This window comes from Chryseobacterium sp. Leaf394 (genome assembly GCF_001424105.1).
Lineage (GTDB): Bacteria > Bacteroidota > Bacteroidia > Flavobacteriales > Weeksellaceae > Chryseobacterium.
Map to the genome: position 1 here is coordinate 1,103,353 of NZ_LMQH01000011.1, position 25,300 is coordinate 1,128,652.

A 25,300-nucleotide genomic window follows, 5' to 3' on the forward strand; every position below is an offset into this window, starting at 1 on the left:
TATTGGTAAATTATTAGATTTTTACATTGCTACATTAGAAATAAATTCTGCGAATTTATTTCCAGGTTTCTCATCTTTCATAAAGTATTCACCCATCAGAAACCCGTCAAAGCCTTTTTCTTTCAGAAAATTAAAATCTTCTTCGCTGTAAATACCGCTTTCAGCGATGGATAAAGTGTTTTCCGGAAGCTGATTTTTCAGATGAACTGAATGTTGTAAATCCACCTTGAAATCTTTTAAATTTCTATTGTTGATGCCGACGAAATCAACGTTTTCATTAATGTGTAGAAGTTCTTCTTCAGTGTGAATCTCGAGTAAGACTTCCAGATCTAAACTGTGCGCCAATTCAGTAAATTCTGAGACCTGATTTGGCGAAAGACAGGCTGTAATGAGCAAAATTACGTCAGCGCCCATCGATTTTGCTTCGTAAAACTGATATTCATCAATCATAAAATCTTTTCTTAAGATCGGAATGTTGATGTGATTTCTGACGCTGAGAATATCTTCAAAACTACCAGCGAAAAAATCCGTATCCGTTAAAATCGAGACGGCACTAGCTCCAAATTTTTCATAGGCAGAAGCAACTTCCAAAGGAGAGACTTTATCATTGATAATTCCCTTTGAGGGAGATTGCCTTTTAAATTCAGCGATAATTCGGGATTTTGACTGTAATGTTTCTTTCAACGATAATGATTTTCTGTTGAAAAATTCTGAATCCTTCAACTGCTGCAATGAAATTCTGGATTTTGAATCTGCTATTTCCTGCTTTTTTCTTGCAATGATCTTATCTAAAATATTCATTTTGTTTATTTTTTTCACCACTAGGGACACAAGCTTTGTGGATGTTGTAACTTTAATTTTTAACTAAATTTTCTACTTATAAAAACTTTGCGACCCGGCTTGAGCGGAAATCCTTTTTTTTGCGGTGGTAAAAGCCTGGCAAAAAAAAGATTGGGAGCGGAAGACGGAAATTGTCGCCCTAAAAAATTGTAAAATTAACGTTCGGGGAAGTGTTTTTGTTGGTTGAAAATTAGTTTTTGATCAAATTGCTTAAACTAATCAGGGCTTTTCCGCTTTCTAAACTTTCCTGTGCCAGCAAACGACAATCCGAATAAGAACCCCAGTTTTTTGTGTGATACAGCGCAACCGCGGCGTTCGCCACAACAACTGCATTCTGATCTGCCGAACCATTGCCTTCCAGAATATTTTTGAACAGTTCCGCAGATTCCTGAATGGTTGATCCACCAGCAATATTTTGCGGATCGACAGGGTTGAAACCTAAATCTTTAGATGAATAAATTTCTTCACCATCTTTCGTGATGATCTTGCTGTCGCCGGTCAGGCTGATTTCGTCGTAACCGTCCAATCCGTGCACCAGAATAAAGTCGCAGCTGTCTTTCTGAAGCAGATACTGATAAATTCTTGCAATCTCGAGGTTGTAAACACCAATCACTGAAAACTGTGTTTTTGCGGGATTAACCAACGGACCGAGCAGGTTGAAAAACGTACGCAGTCCCAAAGATTTCCGCAAAGCGCCCACCGACTGCAGTGCCGGATGAAAGTAAGGAGCGTGCAGAAAACAGATATTGGCTTTTTCAAGATCCTGATTGAGCTCTTCAGACGTTTTTTTGAACTGATATCCCAGTGCTTCCAAAACATTTGACGAACCAGTTATCGTTGAAGCTCCGTAATTTCCGTGTTTGGTCACCTTCTGTCCGGCTCCGGCAACCACAAAACTCGCCAAAGTGGAAATGTTGATGGTGTTTTTTCCGTCGCCACCGGTTCCCACGATGTCGATGGTATTTTCTGCTTCAATGCTGACTTCAACGGCCATGGTAAGTAGAGCCTGTCTGAAACCTTCCAGTTCTTCCAAAGTGATATTCCGCATCAGAAAAATACTGATGAAAGCGGTAACTTCAGTTGCATTGAATTTATTTTGAGCAATTTCAATCATAATCGCTTTTGCTTCCGATTTTGATAAGGTGTGATGATTGAAAAGGTATTCGAGTATTTCTTTCATAAAAGTTGTTGGTTTTTAGTTGTTGGTTTTTAGTGAAATTGTTGTGAATAAATTCTATCAACAATCAGTTAAATCCAATCAACTATTTAAAAAATTCCTGATTATCTGTTCTCCATCAGGTGTCAGAATACTTTCAGGATGAAACTGAACGCCGTGAACATCATAATTTCTGTGTTGCAAGGCCATGATCATTCCGTCGTTATCGGTCGCTGTAATTTCCAGTTCTGACGGGAAATCCTCGGGATTGACTGCCCAGCTGTGGTATCTTCCAACTTCAATTTCTTCGGGTAAATCTCTGAACAGTTTTACATTTTCTCTCACAGTTTTGGAAGATGTCGCCACGCCGTGAAAAATTTCTGTCAGATTGATTAAATTTCCGCCGAAAGCTTCTGCAATTGCCTGTTGACCGAGACAAACGCCGAGAATACTTTTTGTTGGTGCGTATTTTTTAATTAAATCCAGTAAAATTCCGGCTTCTTCAGGAATTCCTGGACCTGGAGAAAGGATTATTTTGTCATATTTTTCGATTTCTTCCAGTGAAATTTCATCGTTTCGGTACACGTCAACTTTTTTATTTGAAATTCGCTCAATCATCTGAACGAGGTTGTAGGTAAAGCTGTCGTAGTTATCGAAGACCAATATTTTGGTTGTTGTTTGATGGTTGTTGTTTGATAGTATATTTGTCATTTTGTTTTATAATAATTAATTAACAACTAATTTCTCCGCCTTCTCTACCGCTTTTTTCAGGGCGTTGAGTTTGTTATTCACCTCCTGAAGCTCGTTTTCGGGAACTGATTTTGCAACCAATCCAGCTCCGGCCTGATAAAATAATGTATTGTTTTTGCTCAGAAACGTTCTGATCATAATCGCCATATTGCAGTCACCGTTCAAACCGACCATCCCGATGCAGCCACCATAATATCCGCGGGAATCTTTTTCATATTCGTTGATGAGCTGAAGTGCTTTGTATTTCGGAGCTCCGCTTAAGGTACCCTGCGGAAATGTGGCAGAAACAATGTCAAACGGATTCGTGTTTTCTTCCAGTTCTGCCGTCACTTCGCTGACCATGTGAATGACGTGCGAGAAAAGCTGAATTTCTTTCAGTTTGGTCACGGTTATGTTTTTTCCCATTTTGCCTAGGTCGTTTCTGGCTAAATCGACCAGCATCGTATGTTCGGCATTCTCTTTCGGATCTTTTTTTAAGGCTTCGGCAGACTGCAAATCGGTTTCAAAATCTCCGCTTCTTTTGAATGTTCCGGCAATCGGATGGATAATGGCTTTCCTGTTTTTAATGATCAACTGACTTTCAGGGCTTGAACCAAATAATTTATAGTCTCCGTAATCGAAAAAGAATAAATATGGGGAAGGATTGATGTTTCTCAAAGCACGGTAAACATTGAATTCATCACCTTTAAATTTCTGCTCAAATCTTCTGCTCAAAACCAACTGAAAAACGTCACCTCGCATACAATGTTTTTGCGCTTTTCCTACCAGTTCCAGATATTCTTCATCGGTAAGATTTGAAGTTTCAAAACCATCTTTTTCGAAAGGATAAACAAGAGCGTTTTTATTTTTAATTAAGTCCTGCAGCAGGCGCATTTCAGATTTTACACCGTCGATTTGATTTTCAATAAAGTGCATTTCATCATTAAAATGATTGATGGCAATCACGTACTGATATAGTCTGTACCGCAAAACCGGGATTTCAACTTCTTTGCTTTGAGGCTTGAAACCGATGTTTTCAAAGAGTGGAACAGCTTCAAAACTAGTGTATCCAAAAAGACTCTGTGCAGTTTCTTCGATAGAATCATTTGTTTTTTCACAGATGAAAGTTCTAGAAAATTGATTCAATAGATCTGTCAATTTAATATTCTCCAAAGGCTTTTTCTCTGGACTTTCATTAGGGAATTTTACTTCAAACTCGTGTAGATTTTTAATTTCAATTCCCGCAATCGCATTGACGGCAATAAAAGAAAAATTGTTGTCGATATTCTTGCTGTCTGAACTTTCCAAAAGAATAGTGTCGCGGAATTTATCTCTGATCTGAAGATAAATATTCATCGGGGTCTGAAGGTCTCCCAATGTCTTTTTTGAGGTGGTTTTTATATTGATTTTCTGAGTAAACATTTTAATAAATTTAAATTTTTCGACAAAAAAAAGACTTCAACGCAATCGTCAAAGTCTCTGTATGTTTTTCTATAATATTCCTGCTGTAAAATTAACAACACGACAATAGCATCAGACCCGACGAAGAGTTTGATTGCCACCACCAATTTTTGTTAACTGAATTAATCATAGGACAAATGTAGAACTTTTTTTAATATCAGAAATGAAAAATATGAAAAAGTGAAATTTATTTTTCTTTGAATCAGTTTAAATATGATTTAAAAACCTTTAATTCTCGTGTTTCAATAATTATTTTTATATTTTTGTGACCGAAAATAACAACGGATGAAGTCACCAACTGATTTCATTTAAAATTAGAAAAATAAAAAATATTCATATGAAAAAAGTATTGGCAATCGCATTTATCGGAGGTTTAGTAATGGCAAGCTGCTCAAAAAAGACAGATCATTCTTTACAGGACAGCAACACGATGTTGGAAGAACCGGAAGTAAAAACAGCACCTGCTGATTCTACAGCTAAGACCGAAACTGCTCCTGCTGCAGCTATTCCTGCGCCGTCACCATCTACAGATTCTACAGGAACAAACAAATAATGAAAAAACTGTTTTTGGCTGGAATGGCAGGCTTTTTTGTTATTTCATGTTCTAAAAAAGAGACTTCCGAACCGCAGTCTACAGAATCAAAAGACGTGGCGACTTCGGTTGTAAGCAATTCTTCGGGGCAAACCATGATTGAAACGTCTGACTGTCTGTCCTGTCACAGCATCAACGAAAGAATGATTGGCCCATCTTATAAGGAAATTGCCGAAAAATATTCTGAAAAAGACATCGAACTGTTGGCCTCAAAAATCATTGAAGGCGGCAGTGGTGTGTGGGGTAGCGTTCCGATGCAGCCTCATCCGCAGTTTTCAAAAGAAGATGCCAAAAAAATGGTGGAATATATTCTGAAACAGAAAAAATAATTCATGACCACCGAAAAATCAGGCCTGCACACAAGAAATCTGCACCGGAATTCTTATAATTTCGACGAACTGATCTCCTGTGTGCCGGAACTGAAACATTATGTTTTCACAAATTCGTACGGAAATTTAACCATCAATTTCAGCATTCCGAAAGCGGTAAAGTTGCTTAACAAAGCTTTGTTGCAGCATTTTTATCAGGTGAAAGACTGGGATATTCCCGACGAAAATCTTTGTCCGCCCATTCCGGGACGTGCAGATTACATTCATTACATCGCTGATTTATTGGCAGGAAATTCCAAAGAAATCCCGAAAGGATCGTCAGTCAAAGGTCTCGACATTGGAACCGGAGCCAATTTGGTTTATCCGCTGATTGCGCATCAGTCTTACGGTTGGGAAATGCTTGGAACCGATATCAGCCAGAAATCTTTAGATAATGCGCAGAAGATTTTGGATGAAAATCTGGATTTTTCTGAAAATATTCAGTTGAAATTTCAGCCGGAATACAATTTTATCTTTAAAAATATTCTTTCTCAGGATAAATTTACGTTTTCCATGTGCAATCCGCCATTTCATGATTCTGAAGAATCTGCGTTAAAAGGCAATCTCAGGAAAACAAAAAATCTTAAAAATTCAAAAGTTCAAAAACCCAATCTCAATTTCAGCGGACAGCAGGCTGAATTGTGGTGTGAAGGTGGAGAAATCGCTTTTATCTCAAAAATGATTGAGGAAAGCGTTCTGTATTCTTCACAGATTCTCTGGTTCACAACTTTGGTTTCGAAAAAGGAAAATTTATTTAAATTAAATTCACTTTTAAAGAAGGTAGCTGCTCTCGATGTAAAAACAATCGATATGACGCAGGGTCAAAAGATCAGCAGAATTTTAGCATGGACTTTTGTTCCTAAAAACAGGAGAAATAGTTTCTTTTAATTATATTTGGATAAACCTTCAAAATTGAATTTGATTATCCACTGTTTGTCATCTTTGGTTTTTACCACAAAGAACACTAAGAATGTCACAACGTTCACAATGTTTTGTGCACCTCGCGTAAATCCTTTGTGCACATTGTGGTAAAGGATATACCACAGATAATAAGATTTTAAAAATTTCAATGCTTTTACAATAGCGAATCAAATCAAATACTTATTTCTCACTAAGATTTAATTGTATTTGAAATTTGCGTTCAATTGTAAGTCATTTTCTTTCAAATTTATTATGAACTATAGTTGTGTGAGAACGCTTCGACAGGCGCAGCGTGACATCTCTAATATTAAACGCTTTATAATAAACAGTGTCAGGCTGAGCTTGTCGAAGCCTTAAAGATTCAATATTAAAATCCTTAAACAAGATTGAAATTTTTATAACTTAAAGTGTGAGATATTTACTGTATAATTTGCAATCAAAATTTAACTTCCATAAACCTATAAATTTCCTTATTTTTGCAATTCGAAAAAATTGAATTATAATGCAATTATCAGAACAGGAAATCATTAGAAGAGAAAAGCTGACTAAGCTTGTTGAAATGGGAATCAACGCATTCCCCGCAGAAGAATATACGGTTACAGATACTACAGAATCTATAAAACAGAATTTTTCTGAAAGTAAACAGGTGAAGATTGCGGGCAGACTGATGTCCCGCCGTATTCAGGGGAAGGCTTCTTTTGCTGAATTGCAGGATTCTACAGGGAAAATTCAGGTCTATTTTAACCGTGACGAAATCTGTACGGGAGAAGACAAAACTTTATACAACGACGTTTACAAACACCTTTTAGATATCGGTGATATCATCGGTATTGAAGGAGAACTTTTCACAACTCAGGTTGGAGAAATGACGGTTTTGGTGAAAAACTTTACGCTTTTAACTAAAACTCTAAGACCACTTCCTCAGGCAAAAACCGATGAGAATGGAGTAGTGCACGATGCTTTCAACGATCCCGAAATGAGATACAGACAGCGTTATGTAGATTTAACGGTAAATCCGCAGGTGAAAGATATTTTCGTTAAAAGAACTAAATTGTTCAATGCAATGAGAACTTTCTTCAATGATGCAGGATATTTTGAAGTTGAAACTCCAATTTTACAGTCGATCCCTGGTGGAGCGGCGGCAAGACCATTTATTACGCATCACAATGCTTTAGACATTCCTTTATATTTAAGAATTGCGAACGAATTATATCTGAAAAGACTGATCGTTGGTGGTTTTGACGGTGTTTATGAATTCTCTAAAAACTTCAGAAATGAAGGAATGGACAGAACACACAATCCTGAGTTTACAGCAATGGAAATTTATGTAGCTTACAAAGACTACAACTGGATGATGGATTATACCGAGAAGTTATTGGAATTCTGTGCAACGTCTGTTAATGGAAGTTCAGAATCTGTTTTCGGGGAACATACAATCAGCTGGAAAGCGCCTTACCCAAGGGTTTCTATGACGGAAGCAATTCAAAAATATACAGGTTTTGATATTACCGGAAAGTCTGAACAGGAATTGTTCGAATTTGCAAAATCTATCGGAATTGAAGTGAATGAGACGATGGGGAAAGGGAAATTAATCGACGAGATTTTTGGTGAGAAATGTGAAGGAAACTTCATCCAGCCGACTTTTATTACCGATTATCCTGTAGAAATGTCACCTTTAACAAAGAAACACAGAAGTCAGGAAGGTCTTACTGAGCGTTTTGAACTGATGGTTTGCGGTAAAGAAATTGCCAATGCATATTCAGAATTAAATGATCCAATTGACCAGAGAGAACGTTTTGAAGATCAGTTAAAATTAGCTGAAAAAGGAGATGATGAAGCAGGACAATTTATTGATGAAGACTTCTTAAGAGCTTTGGAATATGGAATGCCGCCAACTTCAGGAATGGGAATCGGGATGGATAGATTAATTATGTTCTTAACGGATAACGCATCCATTCAGGAAGTTTTGTTCTTCCCACAGATGAAGCCGGAAAAAACTGTCCCTCAGGTTGAATTGGGAGAAGATGAAAAAGTGATTCTTGAGATTTTAAATTCCCGTGAAGAAGTTTTTTCTTTGGCTGAAGTAAAGGAAAGAAGTCAGTTATCAGGAAAAAAATGGGATAAGGCATCTAAAACTTTGACCAAAGGAGGTTTGGTGAAAGTGGAGAAGATTGATGAGAATGTTTTGATGAAGTTGGTTTAAAAACCATTTAATAGATATTTTAGTAAATAGCAGGCTGAAAAGTCTGCTATTTATTTTTAAGTGAATTTTGATTTTCTGTTGTAAACAATAAATCAGTATTTTTCCGTTTACTATAAAAGCTAATAATGATGAAATACTTTGTGACAGTTTTTATTCTTCTTTTTTGTCTCAAAATCGATGCACAGACGCTTACATCAATTTATTTTAAAAACAATTCTTTTGATTTAGATTTAGAATCAAAACAGAAATTAGACAGTCTTTCTCAGCTGAAATCGAATTTTACTTTCAGAATTTTCGGGAATTCAAATCCGCTTGGAAATGAAGATTTAAATAAAAAACTTTCTGAACAACGGGCGAAAGCAGTCAGCGAATATCTTCAAATGCGAGTCGGCAAAAATATAAAACTTTCCACCTCAGTTGGATTAGGAATTACTAAACAGATCAACGATAACAGTACAGAAGATCTGCGTGCAAAGAACAGGAGGGTAGATATTTTTATTGAGCGATTATTCAATAAAGGAGAGAAGATTTCAAGGAAAGCACCTCCGAGTTTTCTTGATTCAAAAACCGCAATGATGAAAGTGAAAGATACTTTTTCATTGCATAATGTGAATTTTTTTGGAGGGCGACATGTCTGGCTTCCAAGCGCAAATACAAATTTGTTCAGACTGTATAAACTTCTGAAAGAAAATCCTGACTTAGAAGTTGAACTGCAGGGCCACATCTGTTGTGACTACGAAAATTTTGATGGCGAAGATGCAGATTTGGGAACCTTTAATCTTTCATGGACGAGAGCAAATTCCATCAGAGAATATTTATTGAAGCAGGGAATTGACTCAGCCAGAATCAAAGTTTTGGGATTGGGTCATCTTAATCCTGTTGTTTATCCCGAAATTACTGAAGCCGACCGTGTCAAGAACAGGAGAGTGGAGCTGGTTTTGCTTAAAAAATAAAATTAAGCTCTGTTTTAATAAAGAACTTCAACTAGCAGCTTTTGTCTTTTTTGTGATAACAGTTATAAGAAATATACTACGATTTTTCACAATTTCAAAATCTTCTTTTTTTAAATAGAAATCTTTCCGCATTCAGTTTTACCTAAACCATCCAAATTAAGTGGAATCTGAAGTTGACTTTAAATAAAATGTATCCCGTTTATCTTTTAATTAATGTTTGCATGAGTTTAAAGGAAATGAGTGTAAATTTTAAGTTACTATTTTTCAGTATCCAAACGAATTAAGTTTATTTAAATTAAGATCGTTTCTTTGATGCCTTTGAAAACGAAAACATCAGATAAAATAAAAATGGCAGAATGAAAATCGATCCCAAAATCAATCCCCAGCCCAGCACAGAAATCGTTTTTTCCGCTGCAATATGTTTCAGTAGAGAAAGGTGTTGTCCGTTTCCTAAAAGAATAATATCCGGATTGTGCTGATAGGTTGCCGCAACCAGAATCATAATGATTTGAAATCCTGCTAAAGCTCTCACCGGAAGTAATTTTCTTTTATGCATTGCTCTTAAAATTAAACCTAAAGAAATCGTAGCAAAAGAAATTGACATCACACCTAATGGTTTAGAAAAAATCCATTTAGTTAAAGGAATACCGGAAAAATAAGCGGCTGAAAAAACCAATAGTCCTGAAATCACTACAAAAACCATCGTCTGATGTGATTTTTTAATCATCAAAGCCAATTCTAACCTGTCGCTTATTTCACGTAAAGAAAAAATGGACGCCAGATAAGCACAAAGCGAGACAGTAAACAATCCAACCGCAACACCAAACCAGTTAAGCCAGCTGAAAACATACAGATCTAAAAAGTTTTCAGCATCAGGATTAATTGATTGTGAAACCGTTGCTGCAGCGATTAAGCCCAGGAAGAATGGCGTTAACAGACTTGCATAATAAAAGATCTGCGTATAAATAATCTGCCATCGGTCTTCCACCGCATCGTAGTGTCTAAAGGTAAATGCAGTTCCTCTTGCAATAATTCCCACCAACATCATCACCAAAGGAATATGAAGATAAGTGGACATCGTGGTGTAAATTTCCGGGAAACCGACAAACAGAATCACAATTGCAATGATCAGCCACATGTGGTTGGCTTCCCAGATGGGTGCTATCGATTCGTACATAATTTTTTCGGTGTACTTTCTGTTTTTCTTTTTGGTCATTAATTCCACAATTCCTGCTCCGAAATCAGCGCCGCCCAAAATCACATAAAGACATACGGAAAGCCACAGGAAACCAATTACTACATAGATCATGATTTTTTAGATTTAGAGTTAAACTGCGCGTCTGTAGGGTCGTAAAGTTTCGGAACCATTTTGATCTGTCTGTTGAGAAGAAATATAATAATCAATGAGAGCGAAACAAATATCGCTGTAAAAAAGTAAAATGAATACTGAATTCCGGGCATTGGAGTTACCGCGTCTGCCGTCCTCATAATTCCGTAAATAATCCAGGGCTGCCTGCCGACTTCGGTAACCGTCCAGCCTGCTTCCAAAGCAATATATCCGAAAGGTGTTGCGAAAAGAAATGTTTTCAATAACCAGTTTTTATTTAACCAATCCTTTTTGAAAAAGAAAGCGTAGAGATAAAGACTTCCGATGGAGATCATCACTACTCCAAAGAAAATCATAATCTGAAAAGCGTAATGTACAACGGCAACAGGAGGCCATTCATCTTTAGGAAAATCGTTAAGACCTGTCACTTCCGCATTAAAATCATTCGTTGCCAGAAAACTTAATACTTTTGGAATTTTTAAAGCATAATTTATTTCACCTTTTTCTTCATCAGGAATTCCGCCAATCACAAAAGCTGCGCCTTTTTCAGTTTCAAAATGTGCTTCCATAGCAGCTAATTTTATAGGCTGTCTTTCTGCAACAGATTTTGCGGCAACGTCACCACTCAAAGGTGCGCCAAAAGCTCCAATCAATGCAAAGCCGGCGGCAATTCTGAACGCTTTGGTATGAAATTCAACATTCTTTTTTCTCATAATTAATAATGCATGAACTCCCGCAACGGCAAATCCTGTCGCACAAAATGCGGCAACTGTCATGTGTAAAGCCTGAGGAAACCACGCTTCATTGAACATGGCTTTAATAGGATCGATATTGACGTATTCTCCATTAATATAATCAAAACCCGTAGGTGAATTCATCCAGGCATTCGCTGCAACAACCAGAATTCCTGATGCCAAACCACTTAATCCAACCAAAAATCCGCAAAACCAATGAAACCATTTGTTGAATTTATCCCAACCGTAAAGAAAAAATCCAATGGCGATAGCTTCAATAAAAAATGCTGTACCTTCTAGAGAAAACGGCATTCCGAAAATTGGTCCGGCGTGCCTCATAAAACCCGGCCAGAGCAATCCTAACTCGAAAGAAAGCATGGTTCCTGAAACCGCTCCGGTGGCAAATAAAATGGCAACGCCTTTGCTCCATGCTTTCGTAAGCCCTTTGTAAATTTCGTTTCCTGTTTTCAGATATTTCCAGTGGGCAAATGCCATGAGAAAAGGCATTACCATTCCCACGCAGGCGAAAATGATGTGAAATCCTAATGAGAGTGCCATTTGGGCCCGTGCAGCTAAGAAATCGTCCATAATTTTAATTTTTCAGCTGAAAGTTACGGATAAAATTATGGTAACATAATATGATTTAAAACATTGCAATTATTTCAGATTTGGGTTGTAACTTTAATGTTTTTTATGTCCGGAAAGGACTCACTTTTTTAGGATAAATTCTGATATTTTAAGATTCAAAATACTTTCATAAGTCGAAAAAAATCACGATATTTGTAAGAATTTTTATTCAAAACGAAGTGCAAAGAAAACGAAGTGTAAAATTATTAAACAGAAAGGGTGCTATCGCCTTTTTTCTTTTTTCTGCTTCATTTTATTCTGCTCAGTTTATGAATGGGTTGAATCGTATTTATATGCAGGAAGGAGAGAAAATAAATCTTCCCAGAGAATACAACTTTTTTGTAAATGAACAGAAAAAAAATTCACAAGAAATTTTTTTTAAAAACCTTCAGCATTCAGATGGAAATGGAGGTAGTTTCAATTCTTTAGATTTAATTTTCTTCGAAAACAAAAAGTACGATTTTTTGAAGACGGGATTTGTGATTGTTCCTGAAATCAACAGCAAATTGATGGGTAAACCGATTTCTACAGTCCCGGTAAGAGCCACAGGTACTTGGAAAGCACCCAAAGGAACCGTAGATTTTGACACCTACAATCCTCGAAATAATACCACGAATTTCTTTTATATGAAGTTTTTTGGTAACATTACTGATGAACAGCTGTTAGCTCACTTTTTTAATATGAAAGTGGCAAATTTTAATAGTAAAATAGATAACTCCGTACAGTTTATCAGGGATATTAATAAAGCAAATAAAATTCAGATTAATGAGAATTTTGATTCAGAATCACCTGGTCTGTTGACTAGGTTATGTAAGGAAATAAATAGTAAGATGCCAGATTCTGATTGTAATTTTGCTCCATACAAAGCCTATCTGGCAAACCCTGATGAGGATAAAACCAGAAAAAACCTTGATGACTTTTATGGGAGTATTTGGAATAATGGAGTGGACGATGTAACCAATGAGTATATTCTTCCGAGAGGAAGTATTGATTTACCGCAGAACGCTTTGAAACTTGTACTTCCGAATCAGTTCTTTTACGGAAAAAGCAAAAATGATCAATCTGACGTATTTTTTTACATCAACAATATTCAGCATAATTTAACATACGATTTCAAATTAAAAACATATGTTTTTATATTTAAAATAACTCCATTTGCAGACAGTCTTTCTTCCGATTTTAAATTTATTAGCAGCTATCATAATACGCTCAAAGGAAAACAGGAAGTTGGAGAAATTGAGGTGAAAAAAAATGAGATTAAAAATATTGAACTTTTATTATATCCCGACAGAATGGAAGTACAGGTTTATTTTAAGGGAAATGATAATAGATTCGATTACCATTATAAATTGAAAAATATATTTAATATTAAAAAGAACAACCAATAAATATGAGTCAAAAACAATATAATGCAGGAAGTATTCAGGCCCTTGAAGGGATGGAACACGTTCGATTAAGACCGTCCATGTACATCGGTGATGTGGGTGTGAGAGGTCTTCATCACTTGGTTTATGAGGTAGTGGATAACTCTATCGATGAGGCATTGGCCGGACATTGTGACACCATTTTGGTTACGATACATGAAGGAGAGAGTATATCTGTCAAAGATAACGGTAGAGGAATTCCTGTAGATTTTCACGAAAAGGAACAAAAATCAGCTCTCGAGGTTGTAATGACCAAGATCGGAGCGGGTGGTAAATTTGATAAAGATTCCTACAAAGTTTCCGGAGGTCTTCACGGGGTTGGGGTATCTTGTGTGAACGCGCTTTCTACTTTATTAGTTGCGACGGTAAGCCGTGACGGTAAATTATACCAGCAAAAATACTCTGAAGGTAAGGCTCTGGCAGACGTTGCTGAGATTGGTACAACAGACGAAAGAGGAACCGAAGTTTTCTTTCAGCCGGATGGCACTATCTTTCAGGAATTGGTGTACAATTATGATACGCTTGCCGCAAGATTAAGAGAATTATCTTTTTTAAATAAAGGAATTACGATTACACTTGTTGACGAAAGAGAAAAAAATGAAGACGGATCTTACGCTTTTGAAGTTTTCCATTCTGAAGGAGGATTGAAGGAATTTGTAGAATTCATCGACGGAAACCGTGAATCTATCATGGAGAACGTTATTTTCATGGAAGGGGAAAGAGAAAATATTCCTATCGAAGTGGCAATGCGCTACAATACGTCATTCAGCGAGAATCTTCACTCTTATGTAAATAATATCAATACGCATGAAGGAGGTACTCACCTGGCAGGTTTCAGACGTGCTTTAACAAGAACTCTGAAAAAGTATGCTGATGATTTGGGTATTCCGGCTAAAGAAAAAGTTGAAATTACCGGAGATGATTTCCGTGAAGGTTTGACGGCTGTAGTTTCTGTAAAAGTAATGGAACCTCAGTTTGAAGGTCAGACGAAAACTAAATTGGGTAACTCTGAAGTTTCCGGTGCGGTTGATAAAATCGTTGGTGAAATGTTGACCAACTTCCTCGAGGAAAACCCTAATGAAGCAAAGCTTATCGTACAGAAAGTTGTTTTGGCTGCAAAGGCAAGACAGGCTGCGAAAAAAGCCCGTGAAATGGTTCAGAGAAAATCTCCGATGGGAGGTTCCGGTCTTCCGGGAAAATTGTCTGACTGTTCTTCAAAAAATCCGGCAGAATCTGAATTATTCTTAGTCGAGGGAGATTCGGCAGGTGGAACTGCCAAACAGGGGCGTGACAGATTTTTCCAGGCTATTTTACCGTTAAGAGGTAAGATTTTGAATGTTGAAAAGTCGATGCTTCATAAAGTTTACGATAACGAAGAAATTAAAAATATTTACACGGCACTCGGAGTTTCTGTAGGAACTGAGGAAGACAGTAAAGCTTTAAACTTATCTAAATTAAGGTATCACAAAGTTGTGATCATGACCGATGCTGATATCGACGGTTCTCACATCTCAACTTTGATTCTGACGTTTTTCTTCAGATTCATGAAAGAAATGATCGAAAACGGTTATATTTATATCGCTCAGCCGCCTTTATATTTATTAAAGAAAGGTAACAAAAAGATTTACGCTTACAACGAAAAAGAACGTGAAGAATTTACTCTTGAAATGGCTCCGGACGGAAAAGGTGTTGAGGTTCAGCGTTATAAAGGTCTTGGGGAAATGAATCCAGAACAGCTTTGGGAAACAACTCTGAATCCTGAACACAGAATTCTGAAGCAGGTGACGATTGATAATGCAGTTGAAGCAGATTCAGTATTCTCAATGCTGATGGGGGATGAGGTTCCGCCAAGAAGAGAATTTATTGAGAAAAATGCCAAGTATGCGAAGATTGACGCATAACTGATCATACAAAATTATATAGTAAGGAAGACTTTTTTAGGTCTTCCTTTTTTTATTTCTCAAAATATTGATTTTTTATTTAACATTTAATTAAGATTTTTATATTTTTGGTGAAAACTATATTCACGATGAAAATCATAATTGCCGGAGCTTTATTTGTGGCTTCATTTTATTACTCCCAAACTTATCCTGTCTCTTCAATCTCTCCGGAAATTAAAAAAAATGCCAGTGCGGTCATCCGAAGTGAAAGCACTCAGGTTGAAATTAATAAGATCGATGAGATCATTTATAAAAATTATTCTGCGGTAAGCGTTCTTAACAAAGAAGCGGTGAGTTTTGCTGTTCCAAAAATATTTTATCAGAAAGGCGATGTCATCAGCAATGTAAAAGTTGTGGTTTATGACGAAAGCGGAAAGAAAATTAAATCATTTTCCAAAGGTGATTTTCTGGATATCGCAGCGAACAGTCAGGGATCTTTTTATTCAGACAGCAGGGCGTTAATTTTGTCTTATACTCCATCTGTATTTCCGTATACCGTAGAGTTTTCATATGAACAGAAAGATGAAAGCACGGTTTTTATTCCCGATTTTACGCCGTTCGCCAATTTCAATATTTCCCTTGAAAAAAGTACATTTTCGGTGGTAAACAATTCAGGAATTAATCTCAGATCAAAGGTGTATCCGTCGTCCTTCGGTTACGCGTCCGTAAGTGCCGATGACAAAGGCAATACAAAGACTTATACTTATCAGAATATTCCTGCGCTGGATGAGGAAGTTTTGGTTCCGAATCCTCAGAAAATTCTGCCTAAAGTAAGTTTTTCTCTTGATGAGTTTAATCTTGTCGGGAAAAAAGGAAAAATTACGACTTGGAAAGATTTCGGATTATGGTATCACAACAGCCTGTTAAAGCCTGTTTCAGCATCTACTCCACAAATCAAGGCGGAAATTGCAGCTTTAAATCTTACCGGAACCAAAGAAGAAAAAATAAAGAAAATCTACCAGTATATGCAGAGCAAGACAAGATATATTTTTGTTTCTCTCGGAATTGGCGGATGGCAGCCAATGTTACCGGATGATGTTCAGAAAAAGGGCTACGGAGATTGTAAAGGTCTTACCAATTATATGAAAATACTGCTTGATGAAGCTGGAATAGAATCGCATTACGCTATCATCAATTCAAATCCCTCAGCAATAAGTTTTGATAAAGACTTTCCGAAGATGGGTGGTAACCACGTTATTCTGGTAATTCCGACTGAAAAAGGAAATATCTGGCTGGAAAATACATCGCAGGAAATTGCTTTTAACCATTTGAGCTACAGTACTACAGACAGAAATGTTTTGGCGGTGAAACCATCCGGAATAGAAATTATTGATACTCCGAATTACACAGCACAGCAAAACAGAGAAAAACAGTTGATTAATATCGTTTTGAATGCTGATAAAACCATTAACGGAAAAGCAAAGATGCAGTATACCGGAAATCAGTATGATTTTAATCTTGGATTTGCGGGTTTGTCTCAAAAAGAAAGAAATGACGCTTTAAAGTCACAGATGTCTATGCTGAATTTTGAGAATCTTGAAATGAATGACTTTAAAAATGACCGCGATGTGGCATCCATTAATTATGATCTTAGTTTTAAAGCTTTAAACTACTCAAAACTGGTGGGCAGCAGTCTTATTTTCAGAGCCGTACCTATTTATTCAGAAGGCTTTTTTCATGATAATGAGACAAGAAATTTACCGTTCGAAACAAAATTTGCCTACGAAGACGATTACGAAATCGCTTACGAACTTCCCGAAGGCTACTTCATTGAAGAATTGCCACAAAACGGAATTTTAACTTCTGAATTTGGAACATACAGCCTGAGTTTTGAGAAAAAAGAGGCTCAGCTGATTGTAAAAAGAGTTATTCAGATAAAAAAAGGCATTTACAACAAAGAAAAATACAACGATTATGTAAGCTTCAGAAAAAAAATTCTGAATGCGGACAACTCAAAAATAATGATCTCCAAAAAATCTTAACCATGAAAAAAATATTATTAACCTTCTGCTGTGTTTCAGCAGCATTTCTGTATTCTCAAAAACATGAGTTTCTGAAAATGCCCAAATTTACAATTGAAGATTTAAAAAAAACAAAGTCTGCAATTGATGAGAAAGCACCGGCAGAAATACTTTACCGTTCAGTTCACTACAGAATTGACGATACTTCCGGCGATCTTCTGAAAAATATTTCCTACAGAATAAAGGTTTATGATAAAGATAAAGTGGAGGATTGGATGAATCTCGAAATCTCGCTCTATGACAATAATTCCGGAAGTAAAGAGGCTTTGAGATCAATGAAAGCTGTAGTATACAATCTTGAAAACGATAAAATTGCAGAAACAAAAGTTGATAAGAGTTCGAAATTTAAATCCAAGGAAAATAAGCATACTACTGTAAACAAATTTGCTTTCCCCAACATCAAAAACGGATCTGTAATTGAGTACAGATATGAAGTTTCGTCGCCTTTTGTCTATCAGGTTCCGATGGCATATATCGAGCTTGATATTCCCTCTGAGTACACAGAATACGTTTTTGAATCACCTGTGGAAATGTCTTATCACATCGACTTTACCGGTAGTCTTGCTCCTAAACACCGGAAAGTGGAAGAGGCGCAACTCTATGGCAGAACTACAAAAACTTACCGTTTTGCCTATGAAGATTTAAAAGCATTTAAATCTGAAAAGTTTGTAAAAAATGAAGACAATTACCGCACAAAAATACGTGCTGAACTGCATTCTACTTTTTTCAATAACAATTTAAAAATGTATACATCTACATGGGAAGATATCAGGAAAAAACTTTGGGATGATGAAGATTTCGGAAGTCAGTATAAAAAAGACAGGGCCGTGAAAGAGATAATGCCTGCCGAAATATTGAGTGAGAAGGATGAGATTGCAAGAGCAAATAAGATTCATAATTTCGTAAAAACCAATTATATCTGGAACGAAAACAACGGATATTACGCAGAAAATGGAGTGAAAAATCTTATCAAGACAAAAACCGGCAATTGCGGAGATTTAAATCTGATGCTGTTGAGTATGTTCAGAAGTTCTGGTATTAAAGCGTATCCGGTTTTGATTTCTACCATTAAAAACGGAAATGTAAATGTAACTTTTCCCAATGTCGGAAACTTTAATTACATGATAGTCTGTGCTGAAATCAATGGGAAATCTTATCTGTTTGATGCAACATCAAAACAGTCTGCAGAAGGAATTCTACCATCAAGAGTCTGGAACAACACAGGTTTACTTCTGAAGGATGATAAGGCTGATGTCATCAGTATCAACAATATCAAAATGTCTTATAATTATCTGACGACGAAGGCTAAAATCAATGAAAACGGCAGTATCAGTGGGATTTATGAAGATAAAGATGTTGGTTTGTTCGCCATGAATGCAAAAGAAAATTACGATGAAAATCAGGAAAAATACAGGAAACAGTACAAAGAAAATTTCTCAGTAGATTTTACAGATATAAAAACGAACGTCCTTGAAAACGGGGACTTTGAATCTAAAATGAGTTTCAGTTCTGAAAACCTGATTGATAATGTCGGAAAGAAAAAGATTTTTAATCCTTTGCTGTTTCTGCATTCGACAGGTAATGATTTCAGTCAGACTGAAGATAGAAAATACATGATCGATTTTATTTCTCCCGTCTCAAAAATTAAAACAGTTGAAATTGAAATTCCTGAAGGTTACGAAATCAGTGATTTGCCAAAAAGCAAAAAAATTGTCACTGAAGATAAGGAAATCAGCTACTCGTATATCGTGGAGAAAACCGATAGAAAAGTAAAGGTTATTTCACAATACAAAATAGCAAGTGCAGATTATCCTAAAGAATATTATCCTGCCTTCAAACAGATCTGGAAGGTTATTTCTGACAGTGAAAGCCAGGTGATGAGTTTAACGAAAACAAAGCAGTAATAATGATAAAACGATTTGCGGTAGGATTAGTAATGTTTTCAAATCTTTATTTTTCGCAACACAAATTTTTAGAGTACCCTGTGATTAATGAGGAGGAACTGAAAAAATCAAAATCACTTATTGATCAATCCGCTGCGGCGGAGATTCTTTACAACAGTATACGGTATAATATTGAAGGCCTGTCGGCAGAGAAAACTTATTTTTCGAAAATAAAAATTTTTGACAGAAAAAGATCTGAGAAATGGCTGAATATCGAGATTCCTGTAATGTCTGGTGAGATGATTTCCGGTTTTATAGTTAATGTATATCATCATAATAATGGGAAGGTAGAGAAATTGAGCTATAACAAAAAAGAGCAGCTCAAGGAAAATGTAGTGAAAGGTTTAAAATTTTACAAAATGGCGATCCCTGATGTGGCAGATGGCGATGTGATCGAATATTCTTACAAACTCGATACGGGAATTTTTAATGTTAGCTGCTACCTCGAACATGATATTCCTGTTGTATATCAGGAGTATAACCTGGAATATCCTGACGATATTATTTATACATTTAATAATGCTGGGAGTCTTTTACAACCGAAACATCATGAGTCAAAACTCGACAGCCGTTTGGGAAAAGCATACAGAAGTGAAAGATTTGCCTTCGCCGATATGAAGCCGGTGAAGCAGGAAAAGCATGTGAAAAATATTGACAGATTCAGAAAAAGGATCAAACCTGAACTTCAGAAGTACACGTTCGGAAACTATAGTTATGAATATGCAAGAACATGGAATAAAATTGCAAAAAATCTTGATGGAAATGATAACTTTGGAGGTTTTCTAAAATCTTCAGTAAAAAATGTTTTGTCTGAAGAAATTAAAACAACAATAAAAAAAACAGACCGGGCAGACAAGATTTTTGCATATGTAAAAACGAACTTCAGGTGGAAAGATGATTATGGAATCATCACAAGTCAAACTCCTAAACAACTGGTAAAAGAAAAATCAGGAAATGCGGCAGACGTCAATTTGCTTTTGGTAAGTCTTATGCGGAGTGCTGGTCTGGAAGCTAATCCGCTGCTGATTTCCACTGTAAATAATGGAATTTTAAATATCGTCTCTCCCAATGTCAATAATCTGAATTTTGTATTGGCAGCAGTGAAAATTGATGGTCAGTATTATTTCTATGATGCGACTTCACCAAACTCAAAAGCAAACCTGCTTCCGGAAAGAGACTGGAATGACTTTGGTATTTTGGTTGAGGGAGAGAAAGCTACCGATATCTCCTTTTCAAACACAAACAACAGCACGAAAAATTTATTTGTAAAAGCTAAATTAGATTTGGAGAATTCTCAAATTAGAGGTAATTTTTCTCAGAAAGAAACCGGAATGTATGCTATCGAAACATACGACTCTTACGAATATAGTCCTGTAAAATATAATGATGCTTTCAAAGCTCAATTAAATATTACCACTGCAAATGTTGAGACCAAAAAGATAGCAGACGGTGAGATGCACTCCACATTACTTTTTACTGATAACGGAAATATTGATATCGTTGGTTCAAAAATAATTTTAAATCCATTATTATTTTTAAAAGCACAAAATCATGGTTTTGATCAGGTGGAAGAACGAATAAACTCAATTGATTTTGTCTCACCGAATCACCACACAAAGACTGTAGAAATCGAAATTCCTGAAGGTTATAAGATAGCTGAGATGCCAAAACCGCAGAGTACCAGAACTGATGACGACGAGGTGTCTTACAGGTATAAATGCGAAATTTTGAAAGACAATATTTTGCGGGTAACCTCTGAAATTAAAATTGCTAGTGGAAACTATCCCAGAGAATACTATCCTTTTTTCAAACAGGTTTATAAATTAATTTCTGATGCCGAAAATCAGGTCATCAGTTTAACAAAAAAATAAAAACATAAAAAACCATTCACATTTGAATGGTTTTTGCATTCAAAAGCTAAAATTGTTGTATGAAAAAATCTGCCTTAGTACTCGCCATCGGAATTTGCGCATCTTTTATGTCCTGTAAGGAGGAGAAAAAGGTTGATGTGGCAACCAGCTCAGTTCCGTCGACAGAAAAATTTGTTGTAGATTCAATTTCGGTAAAAGATTCGTTAGTGATGAGCCCAAAACTCTCACTTGAGTACCGTTCGGAGGTTCTGCTGTATCCTTCAGTTAAAAATAAAGCTTTGCTGGACAGTATTTATTTCATCTATAAAGGCATCACAGATTTTTCTATTAATGGAATGCAGGATTTCCTTCAGAAAGATAAAAATGATTATTTTGACGATACAAAAAAGCGCAGCAAAGACTGGCTTTCAGATATTAGTTACAAGCAGAGCTGGTACACGAGTTTCAAGATGACGCAGACCTCGCATAAAAATGATTTTCTGCAGATGGAATATCTTTCTTCAGCCTATGAAGGCGGCGCTCATGATAACTATTGGTTTTCAAACAGGGTTTTTGATTTAAAGAACAGTAAAAAACTGACTCTATCGGACATAACAACGATGCCTGAGGCAAAAATTTCGCAGATCCTGAAGAAAAATATGGATAAAATTCACAGTGGAACTACCGATTCTCGGGGAGATGTGAAAAATTCTGATATGCTTCTCGTAGATGTGATTGAACCGAATGAGAATTTTTATTTTGATGAGAAAAATCTTTATTTCCATTACAGTCCCTATGAAATTGCGGCCTTTGCTGCCGGCGATATCGTGATTCCGGTATCCTGGATTGAATTGCAGGGAACATTGAAACCTGAATTTCAACAAAGATTAAATTTGAAGTAGATTAAAAATAATCAGTTCAAAAACTTTGAAATAGAAATTTATAAAACTTTCCAAATACTGATTTTGGAAAGTTTTTTGCTTTCAGTCTGAAAAAATATTCATGAAAAAAATTGCCGTGGCACTGTCCGTTTTCGCCTTATTTGCATCCTGCAAAAAGAATGTTGCACAGACTCAGGTTACCAAAACTGAAGACAGCATAAAAATTGAGAAACAAAATCCTGAACTTACCATCGACTCACTGCTCGTGCACGATTCCGCAAAAATTTCTAAAAACCTTTCTGCAGAATTTAGACAGAAGTTATTGACTTTTGAAGGTTTAGAAAAAAAAGTCCTTGACAGCCTTTATTTTGGAGAACTTCTTTTAAAAGATCAGCCAATGGAGGACTTTTCGAAAGAAAAGATTCTTCAACGGATGAATGACAATATGAAAAATTATTTTGCAGAGACAAAAACGGGAGAGGAAGATTTTGTAAGAGAGTATAAACAGACATGGGACCAGATTTCTGATATGAAAGTTTTCTCGAAGACCAAAGACTATCTCACCATACAGTATAACGGTTACGGCTTCAGTGGGGGAGCTCACGGTTATGGATATGATCTTTATAAAGTGGTTGACCTTAAAAATCAGTCAGTTATTCAATTGTCTGATCTTATTGACAGTTCAAAAATCACATGGAAACCCATTTTATTGAAACATGTTGACAGAGAAATGCTTTTCGATGAAAATATTACAGCAAACAATAACTTTTATTTCGATTCGAATTCTCTCACATTTATTTACAATCAGTATGAAATTGGTCCTTACGCCGCCGGAATAATTGAAATCAAAGTTCCGTTTTCAGAAATTAAACAGGCTTTAAAACCTGAATTTAAAAAGAGACTCAACATTAACTAATATTAATGCTTCCGGATCAGGAAGCATTTTTTATTTTTACAAAATGGAAAAAGTAGCTTTCATTATCAATCCTTTTTCAGCCAAAAAAAATTATCAGCCTTTTCTTAGCGAGCTGAAAGCAAAAGTAGAAAATCCTTTGTACTACATTTCAGAATCAATTCCGGGGACGGATGAGTTTATCAGACAGAACTATGATAATGTGGAAATTTTTGTAGCGATTGGAGGGGACGGAACGATTTCTACGGTAGCAGGCAATATCATCAATTCAGAAAAAATACTTGCCATATTTCCGGCAGGTTCTGGAAACGGTTTTTCCAACGAAACGCAGTTCAGTAAAAATCTGGATGAGCTTTTAGCTAAAATTAAATTTAAAAAATTCCGGAAAATTGATACGTTTACCGTTAATGAAAGGCTTTCCATCAATGTTTCAGGCACGGGTTTCGACGGTAAAGTCGTGAAGGAATTTGAAAAAACCAGCCGTGGATTCAAAAATTACATCAAAGTTTCTCTGAAAACATTTTTCAGTTACAAACCTATCAAACTGAAATTTTCTGATGAAAAATACAGTCAGTACAACGGTAAATATCTGATGGTAAACATCGCAAATACCCGTCAGTTCGGCAACAATGCTTATATCGCACCAATGGCAAGCAAAAGTGACGGTTTGGTAGATATGGTTTTGGTTAAAAAATTTCCGCTGACCTATTCACCTTTGTTTGCATTCAGGATGTTTACGAAAAAACTGAAAGAAGATGACTACATCACTTATCTGCCGGTCTCAGAAATTGAATTTAAAGTGAATACCAAAAACTGGCATCTGGACGGTGAGTTCAACAGAATAGAATCTCCGATCCGCATCAAAGTGCAGCCGGCAAGTCTGAACATTTTGATCTGAAAATAAAAAGAAAATATTCAAAAAGGCTGTTATTTTCTGAACATCACAGTTCTCAGAATGAAATAACCCTGCCAGCGTTCAAAATGCTGGCAGGGCTATTTTTATCGTTTGGATTAACTTAAATTATTTAAAAACTAATTTTCAAACTTCCAGTTTCTTTTCAATCTCATTTGGATTTGCAAGACAATATTTCAGCTGCTCTTTATCAAGTTGCTTTTCCCAGTTGGCCACAACAACTGTCGCCACAGAATTTCCAATGACATTCGTTAAGGCACGGCATTCACTCATAAATTTGTCGATTCCCAATATCAATGTCATCCCTGCAATTGGTATTTCGGGAACTACTGCCAATGTTGCAGCCAAGGTGACAAAACCCGCGCCCGTAACTCCTGCAGCTCCTTTAGAACTCAACATTGCAACTAAAAGAAGCATCAGTTGTTTTTCGAGGGAAAGATCTACATTCAAAGCCTGTGCAATAAAAAGTGAAGCCAATGTCATGTAAATATTTGTTCCGTCAAGATTAAATGAATAACCGGTGGGAACAACAAGACCAACAATGGCTTTCGAACAGCCTGCCTTTTCCATTTTTTCCATAATCCCGGGAAGGGCAGATTCTGAAGAACTCGTACCTAAAACCAGAAGAAGTTCTTCCTTAAGATAATACATCAGTTTAAATATATTAAAACCGTTGTACCAGGCGACAGCTCCCAAAACTACGACAACAAAAAGTGCGGATGTAATGTAGAAAGTTCCCACAAGAAAAATCAGATTAAGAACAGATGCCAAACCGTATTTCCCTATTGTAAATGCCATAGCACCGAATGCTCCTATTGGTGCAAGTTTCATGAGCATATGAACGATTTTGAAAACCGGAGTAGATAACATCTGGAGAAATTCGGTTATTTTTCCGCTTTTTTCCTTCGTTAAAACAAGGGCAACTCCAAATAAAATGGCAACTAATAAAACCTGTAGAATATTTTCGCCGACTAAAGGACTGAAAAGCGTTTCCGGAATGATATTCATAATAAATCCCGTCAGAGTAGTATCGTATGCCTTTTGCTGATATTGTGAGACGTCACCGGAAAGACTTGCGGGATCGATATTAAGTCCGGATCCCGGTTGTAAAATATTTCCGACAACCAATCCGATGATCAAAGCTAAAGTGGAGAAAGTGAAAAAGTAGATCATTGCTTTCACTGCAATTCTTCCTACTTTTTTCAAATCGGTCATGTGCGCAATTCCCAGAGTAAGTGTAATGAAAATCACCGGAGCAATAATCATTTTCACCAGTTTGATAAAGCCGTCACCCAGAGGTTTCATTTTTTCACCGAGTTCAGGATAGAATTTTCCGAGAAGGATTCCCAGAACAATCGCAACAATTACCTGAAAGTACAATTGCTGATAAAACTTTTTTGATTTCAAAGTATAAATTTAGCGGGGAAATTAAGAAATTAAATTAAATAGTAAATTTAAATCTTAAATCTTAAATCTTAAATCTTAAATCTCAAATCTCAAATTT

The 25,300-nt window shown here is 36.3% G+C and carries 20 protein-coding genes; 13 read left to right on the forward strand and 7 right to left on the reverse strand.

The genetic code is table 11. The features are described 5' to 3' along the window. Positions 1-21: 21 nt before the first annotated feature. The 4 genes from trpC to ASG21_RS09535 all read right to left on the reverse strand — a co-directional run bounded on the left by trpC (position 22) and on the right by ASG21_RS09535 (position 4,147). Positions 22-801: an indole-3-glycerol phosphate synthase TrpC gene (gene trpC / locus ASG21_RS09520; protein ID WP_056082286.1), complete on the reverse strand. Its 780-nt coding sequence runs from the start codon at positions 799-801 to the stop codon at positions 22-24. 229 nt (positions 802-1,030) lie between these two features. Beyond that, complete coding sequence (trpD, locus tag ASG21_RS09525) at positions 1,031-2,020, reverse strand: anthranilate phosphoribosyltransferase (RefSeq protein ID WP_056078850.1); 990 nt, start codon at positions 2,018-2,020, stop codon at positions 1,031-1,033. Between the two features lie 78 nt (positions 2,021-2,098). Continuing rightward, positions 2,099-2,707, reverse strand: coding sequence for an aminodeoxychorismate/anthranilate synthase component II (locus ASG21_RS09530; RefSeq protein ID WP_056078854.1), 609 nt, complete (start codon positions 2,705-2,707; stop codon positions 2,099-2,101). 15 nt (positions 2,708-2,722) lie between these two features. Next, positions 2,723-4,147, reverse strand: coding sequence for a chorismate-binding protein (locus tag ASG21_RS09535; RefSeq protein WP_056078859.1), 1,425 nt, complete (start codon positions 4,145-4,147; stop codon positions 2,723-2,725). 376 nt (positions 4,148-4,523) lie between these two features. Here ASG21_RS09535 and ASG21_RS09540 point away from each other — a divergent pair, with 376 nt between their 5' ends. From ASG21_RS09540 to ASG21_RS09565, 5 genes are all read left to right on the forward strand, one after another. Then, entirely contained in the window at positions 4,524-4,739 is a 216-nt protein-coding gene (locus tag ASG21_RS09540; protein WP_056078861.1) for a hypothetical protein, read from the forward strand. Continuing rightward, positions 4,739-5,107 (forward strand): c-type cytochrome, encoded by a 369-nt coding sequence (locus tag ASG21_RS09545; RefSeq protein ID WP_056078864.1) that lies wholly within the window; start codon positions 4,739-4,741, stop codon positions 5,105-5,107. The genes ASG21_RS09540 and ASG21_RS09545 overlap by 1 nt, the downstream gene beginning before the upstream one ends. Positions 5,108-5,110: 3 nt before the next feature. After that, positions 5,111-6,034 carry a 23S rRNA (adenine(1618)-N(6))-methyltransferase RlmF gene (gene rlmF / locus ASG21_RS09550; protein ID WP_056078867.1) on the forward strand — a complete coding sequence of 308 codons (924 nt, stop codon included), beginning with the start codon at positions 5,111-5,113 and terminating at the stop codon, positions 6,032-6,034. Positions 6,035-6,569: 535 nt separating this feature from the next. After that, positions 6,570-8,270: a lysine--tRNA ligase gene (gene lysS, locus ASG21_RS09560; RefSeq protein WP_056078874.1), complete on the forward strand. Its 1,701-nt coding sequence runs from the start codon at positions 6,570-6,572 to the stop codon at positions 8,268-8,270. A 125-nt stretch (positions 8,271-8,395) separates the two neighbouring features. Then, positions 8,396-9,223: an OmpA family protein gene (locus ASG21_RS09565; protein ID WP_056078877.1), complete on the forward strand. Its 828-nt coding sequence runs from the start codon at positions 8,396-8,398 to the stop codon at positions 9,221-9,223. 295 nt (positions 9,224-9,518) lie between these two features. On the opposite strand, the gene ASG21_RS09570 is transcribed toward ASG21_RS09565, so the two are convergent. Together ASG21_RS09570 and ASG21_RS09575 are read right to left on the reverse strand one after the other, a co-directional pair. Next, complete coding sequence (locus tag ASG21_RS09570; RefSeq protein WP_056078879.1) at positions 9,519-10,532, reverse strand: cytochrome d ubiquinol oxidase subunit II; 1,014 nt, start codon at positions 10,530-10,532, stop codon at positions 9,519-9,521. Continuing rightward, complete coding sequence (locus ASG21_RS09575; RefSeq protein WP_056078884.1) at positions 10,529-11,872, reverse strand: cytochrome ubiquinol oxidase subunit I; 1,344 nt, start codon at positions 11,870-11,872, stop codon at positions 10,529-10,531. Before ASG21_RS09575 ends, ASG21_RS09570 begins: the two co-directional genes overlap by 4 nt. A gap of 332 nt (positions 11,873-12,204) precedes the next feature. Here ASG21_RS09575 and ASG21_RS09580 point away from each other — a divergent pair, with 332 nt between their 5' ends. From ASG21_RS09580 to ASG21_RS09615, 8 genes are all read left to right on the forward strand, one after another. Then, complete coding sequence (locus ASG21_RS09580) at positions 12,205-13,299, forward strand: hypothetical protein (RefSeq protein WP_128414269.1); 1,095 nt, start codon at positions 12,205-12,207, stop codon at positions 13,297-13,299. A gap of 2 nt (positions 13,300-13,301) precedes the next feature. Then, on the forward strand, positions 13,302-15,236 hold the full coding sequence (gyrB, locus tag ASG21_RS09585) for a DNA topoisomerase (ATP-hydrolyzing) subunit B (protein ID WP_056078891.1): 1,935 nt from the start codon (positions 13,302-13,304) through the stop codon (positions 15,234-15,236). Positions 15,237-15,364: 128 nt separating this feature from the next. After that, positions 15,365-17,257: a DUF3857 domain-containing protein gene (locus tag ASG21_RS09590; protein WP_056078894.1), complete on the forward strand. Its 1,893-nt coding sequence runs from the start codon at positions 15,365-15,367 to the stop codon at positions 17,255-17,257. A gap of 2 nt (positions 17,258-17,259) precedes the next feature. Beyond that, positions 17,260-19,200 carry a transglutaminase domain-containing protein gene (locus tag ASG21_RS09595; RefSeq protein WP_056078898.1) on the forward strand — a complete coding sequence of 647 codons (1,941 nt, stop codon included), beginning with the start codon at positions 17,260-17,262 and terminating at the stop codon, positions 19,198-19,200. Between the two features lie 2 nt (positions 19,201-19,202). Next, on the forward strand, positions 19,203-21,110 hold the full coding sequence (locus ASG21_RS09600; protein WP_082482408.1) for a transglutaminase domain-containing protein: 1,908 nt from the start codon (positions 19,203-19,205) through the stop codon (positions 21,108-21,110). Between the two features lie 59 nt (positions 21,111-21,169). After that, complete coding sequence (locus ASG21_RS09605) at positions 21,170-21,991, forward strand: RsiV family protein (RefSeq protein ID WP_056078904.1); 822 nt, start codon at positions 21,170-21,172, stop codon at positions 21,989-21,991. Positions 21,992-22,091: 100 nt separating this feature from the next. Further along, the gene (locus ASG21_RS09610) at positions 22,092-22,886 is read left to right on the forward strand and encodes a DUF3298 and DUF4163 domain-containing protein (RefSeq protein WP_056078907.1); all 795 of its coding nucleotides are present in this window, start codon (positions 22,092-22,094) and stop codon (positions 22,884-22,886) included. A 43-nt stretch (positions 22,887-22,929) separates the two neighbouring features. Further along, entirely contained in the window at positions 22,930-23,781 is an 852-nt protein-coding gene (locus tag ASG21_RS09615) for a diacylglycerol kinase family protein (protein ID WP_056078910.1), read from the forward strand. Positions 23,782-23,922: 141 nt separating this feature from the next. Here ASG21_RS09615 and ASG21_RS09620 read toward each other — a convergent pair whose 3' ends face one another. After that, positions 23,923-25,203 carry a dicarboxylate/amino acid:cation symporter gene (locus tag ASG21_RS09620; protein WP_056078913.1) on the reverse strand — a complete coding sequence of 427 codons (1,281 nt, stop codon included), beginning with the start codon at positions 25,201-25,203 and terminating at the stop codon, positions 23,923-23,925. Positions 25,204-25,300 lie beyond the last annotated feature (97 nt).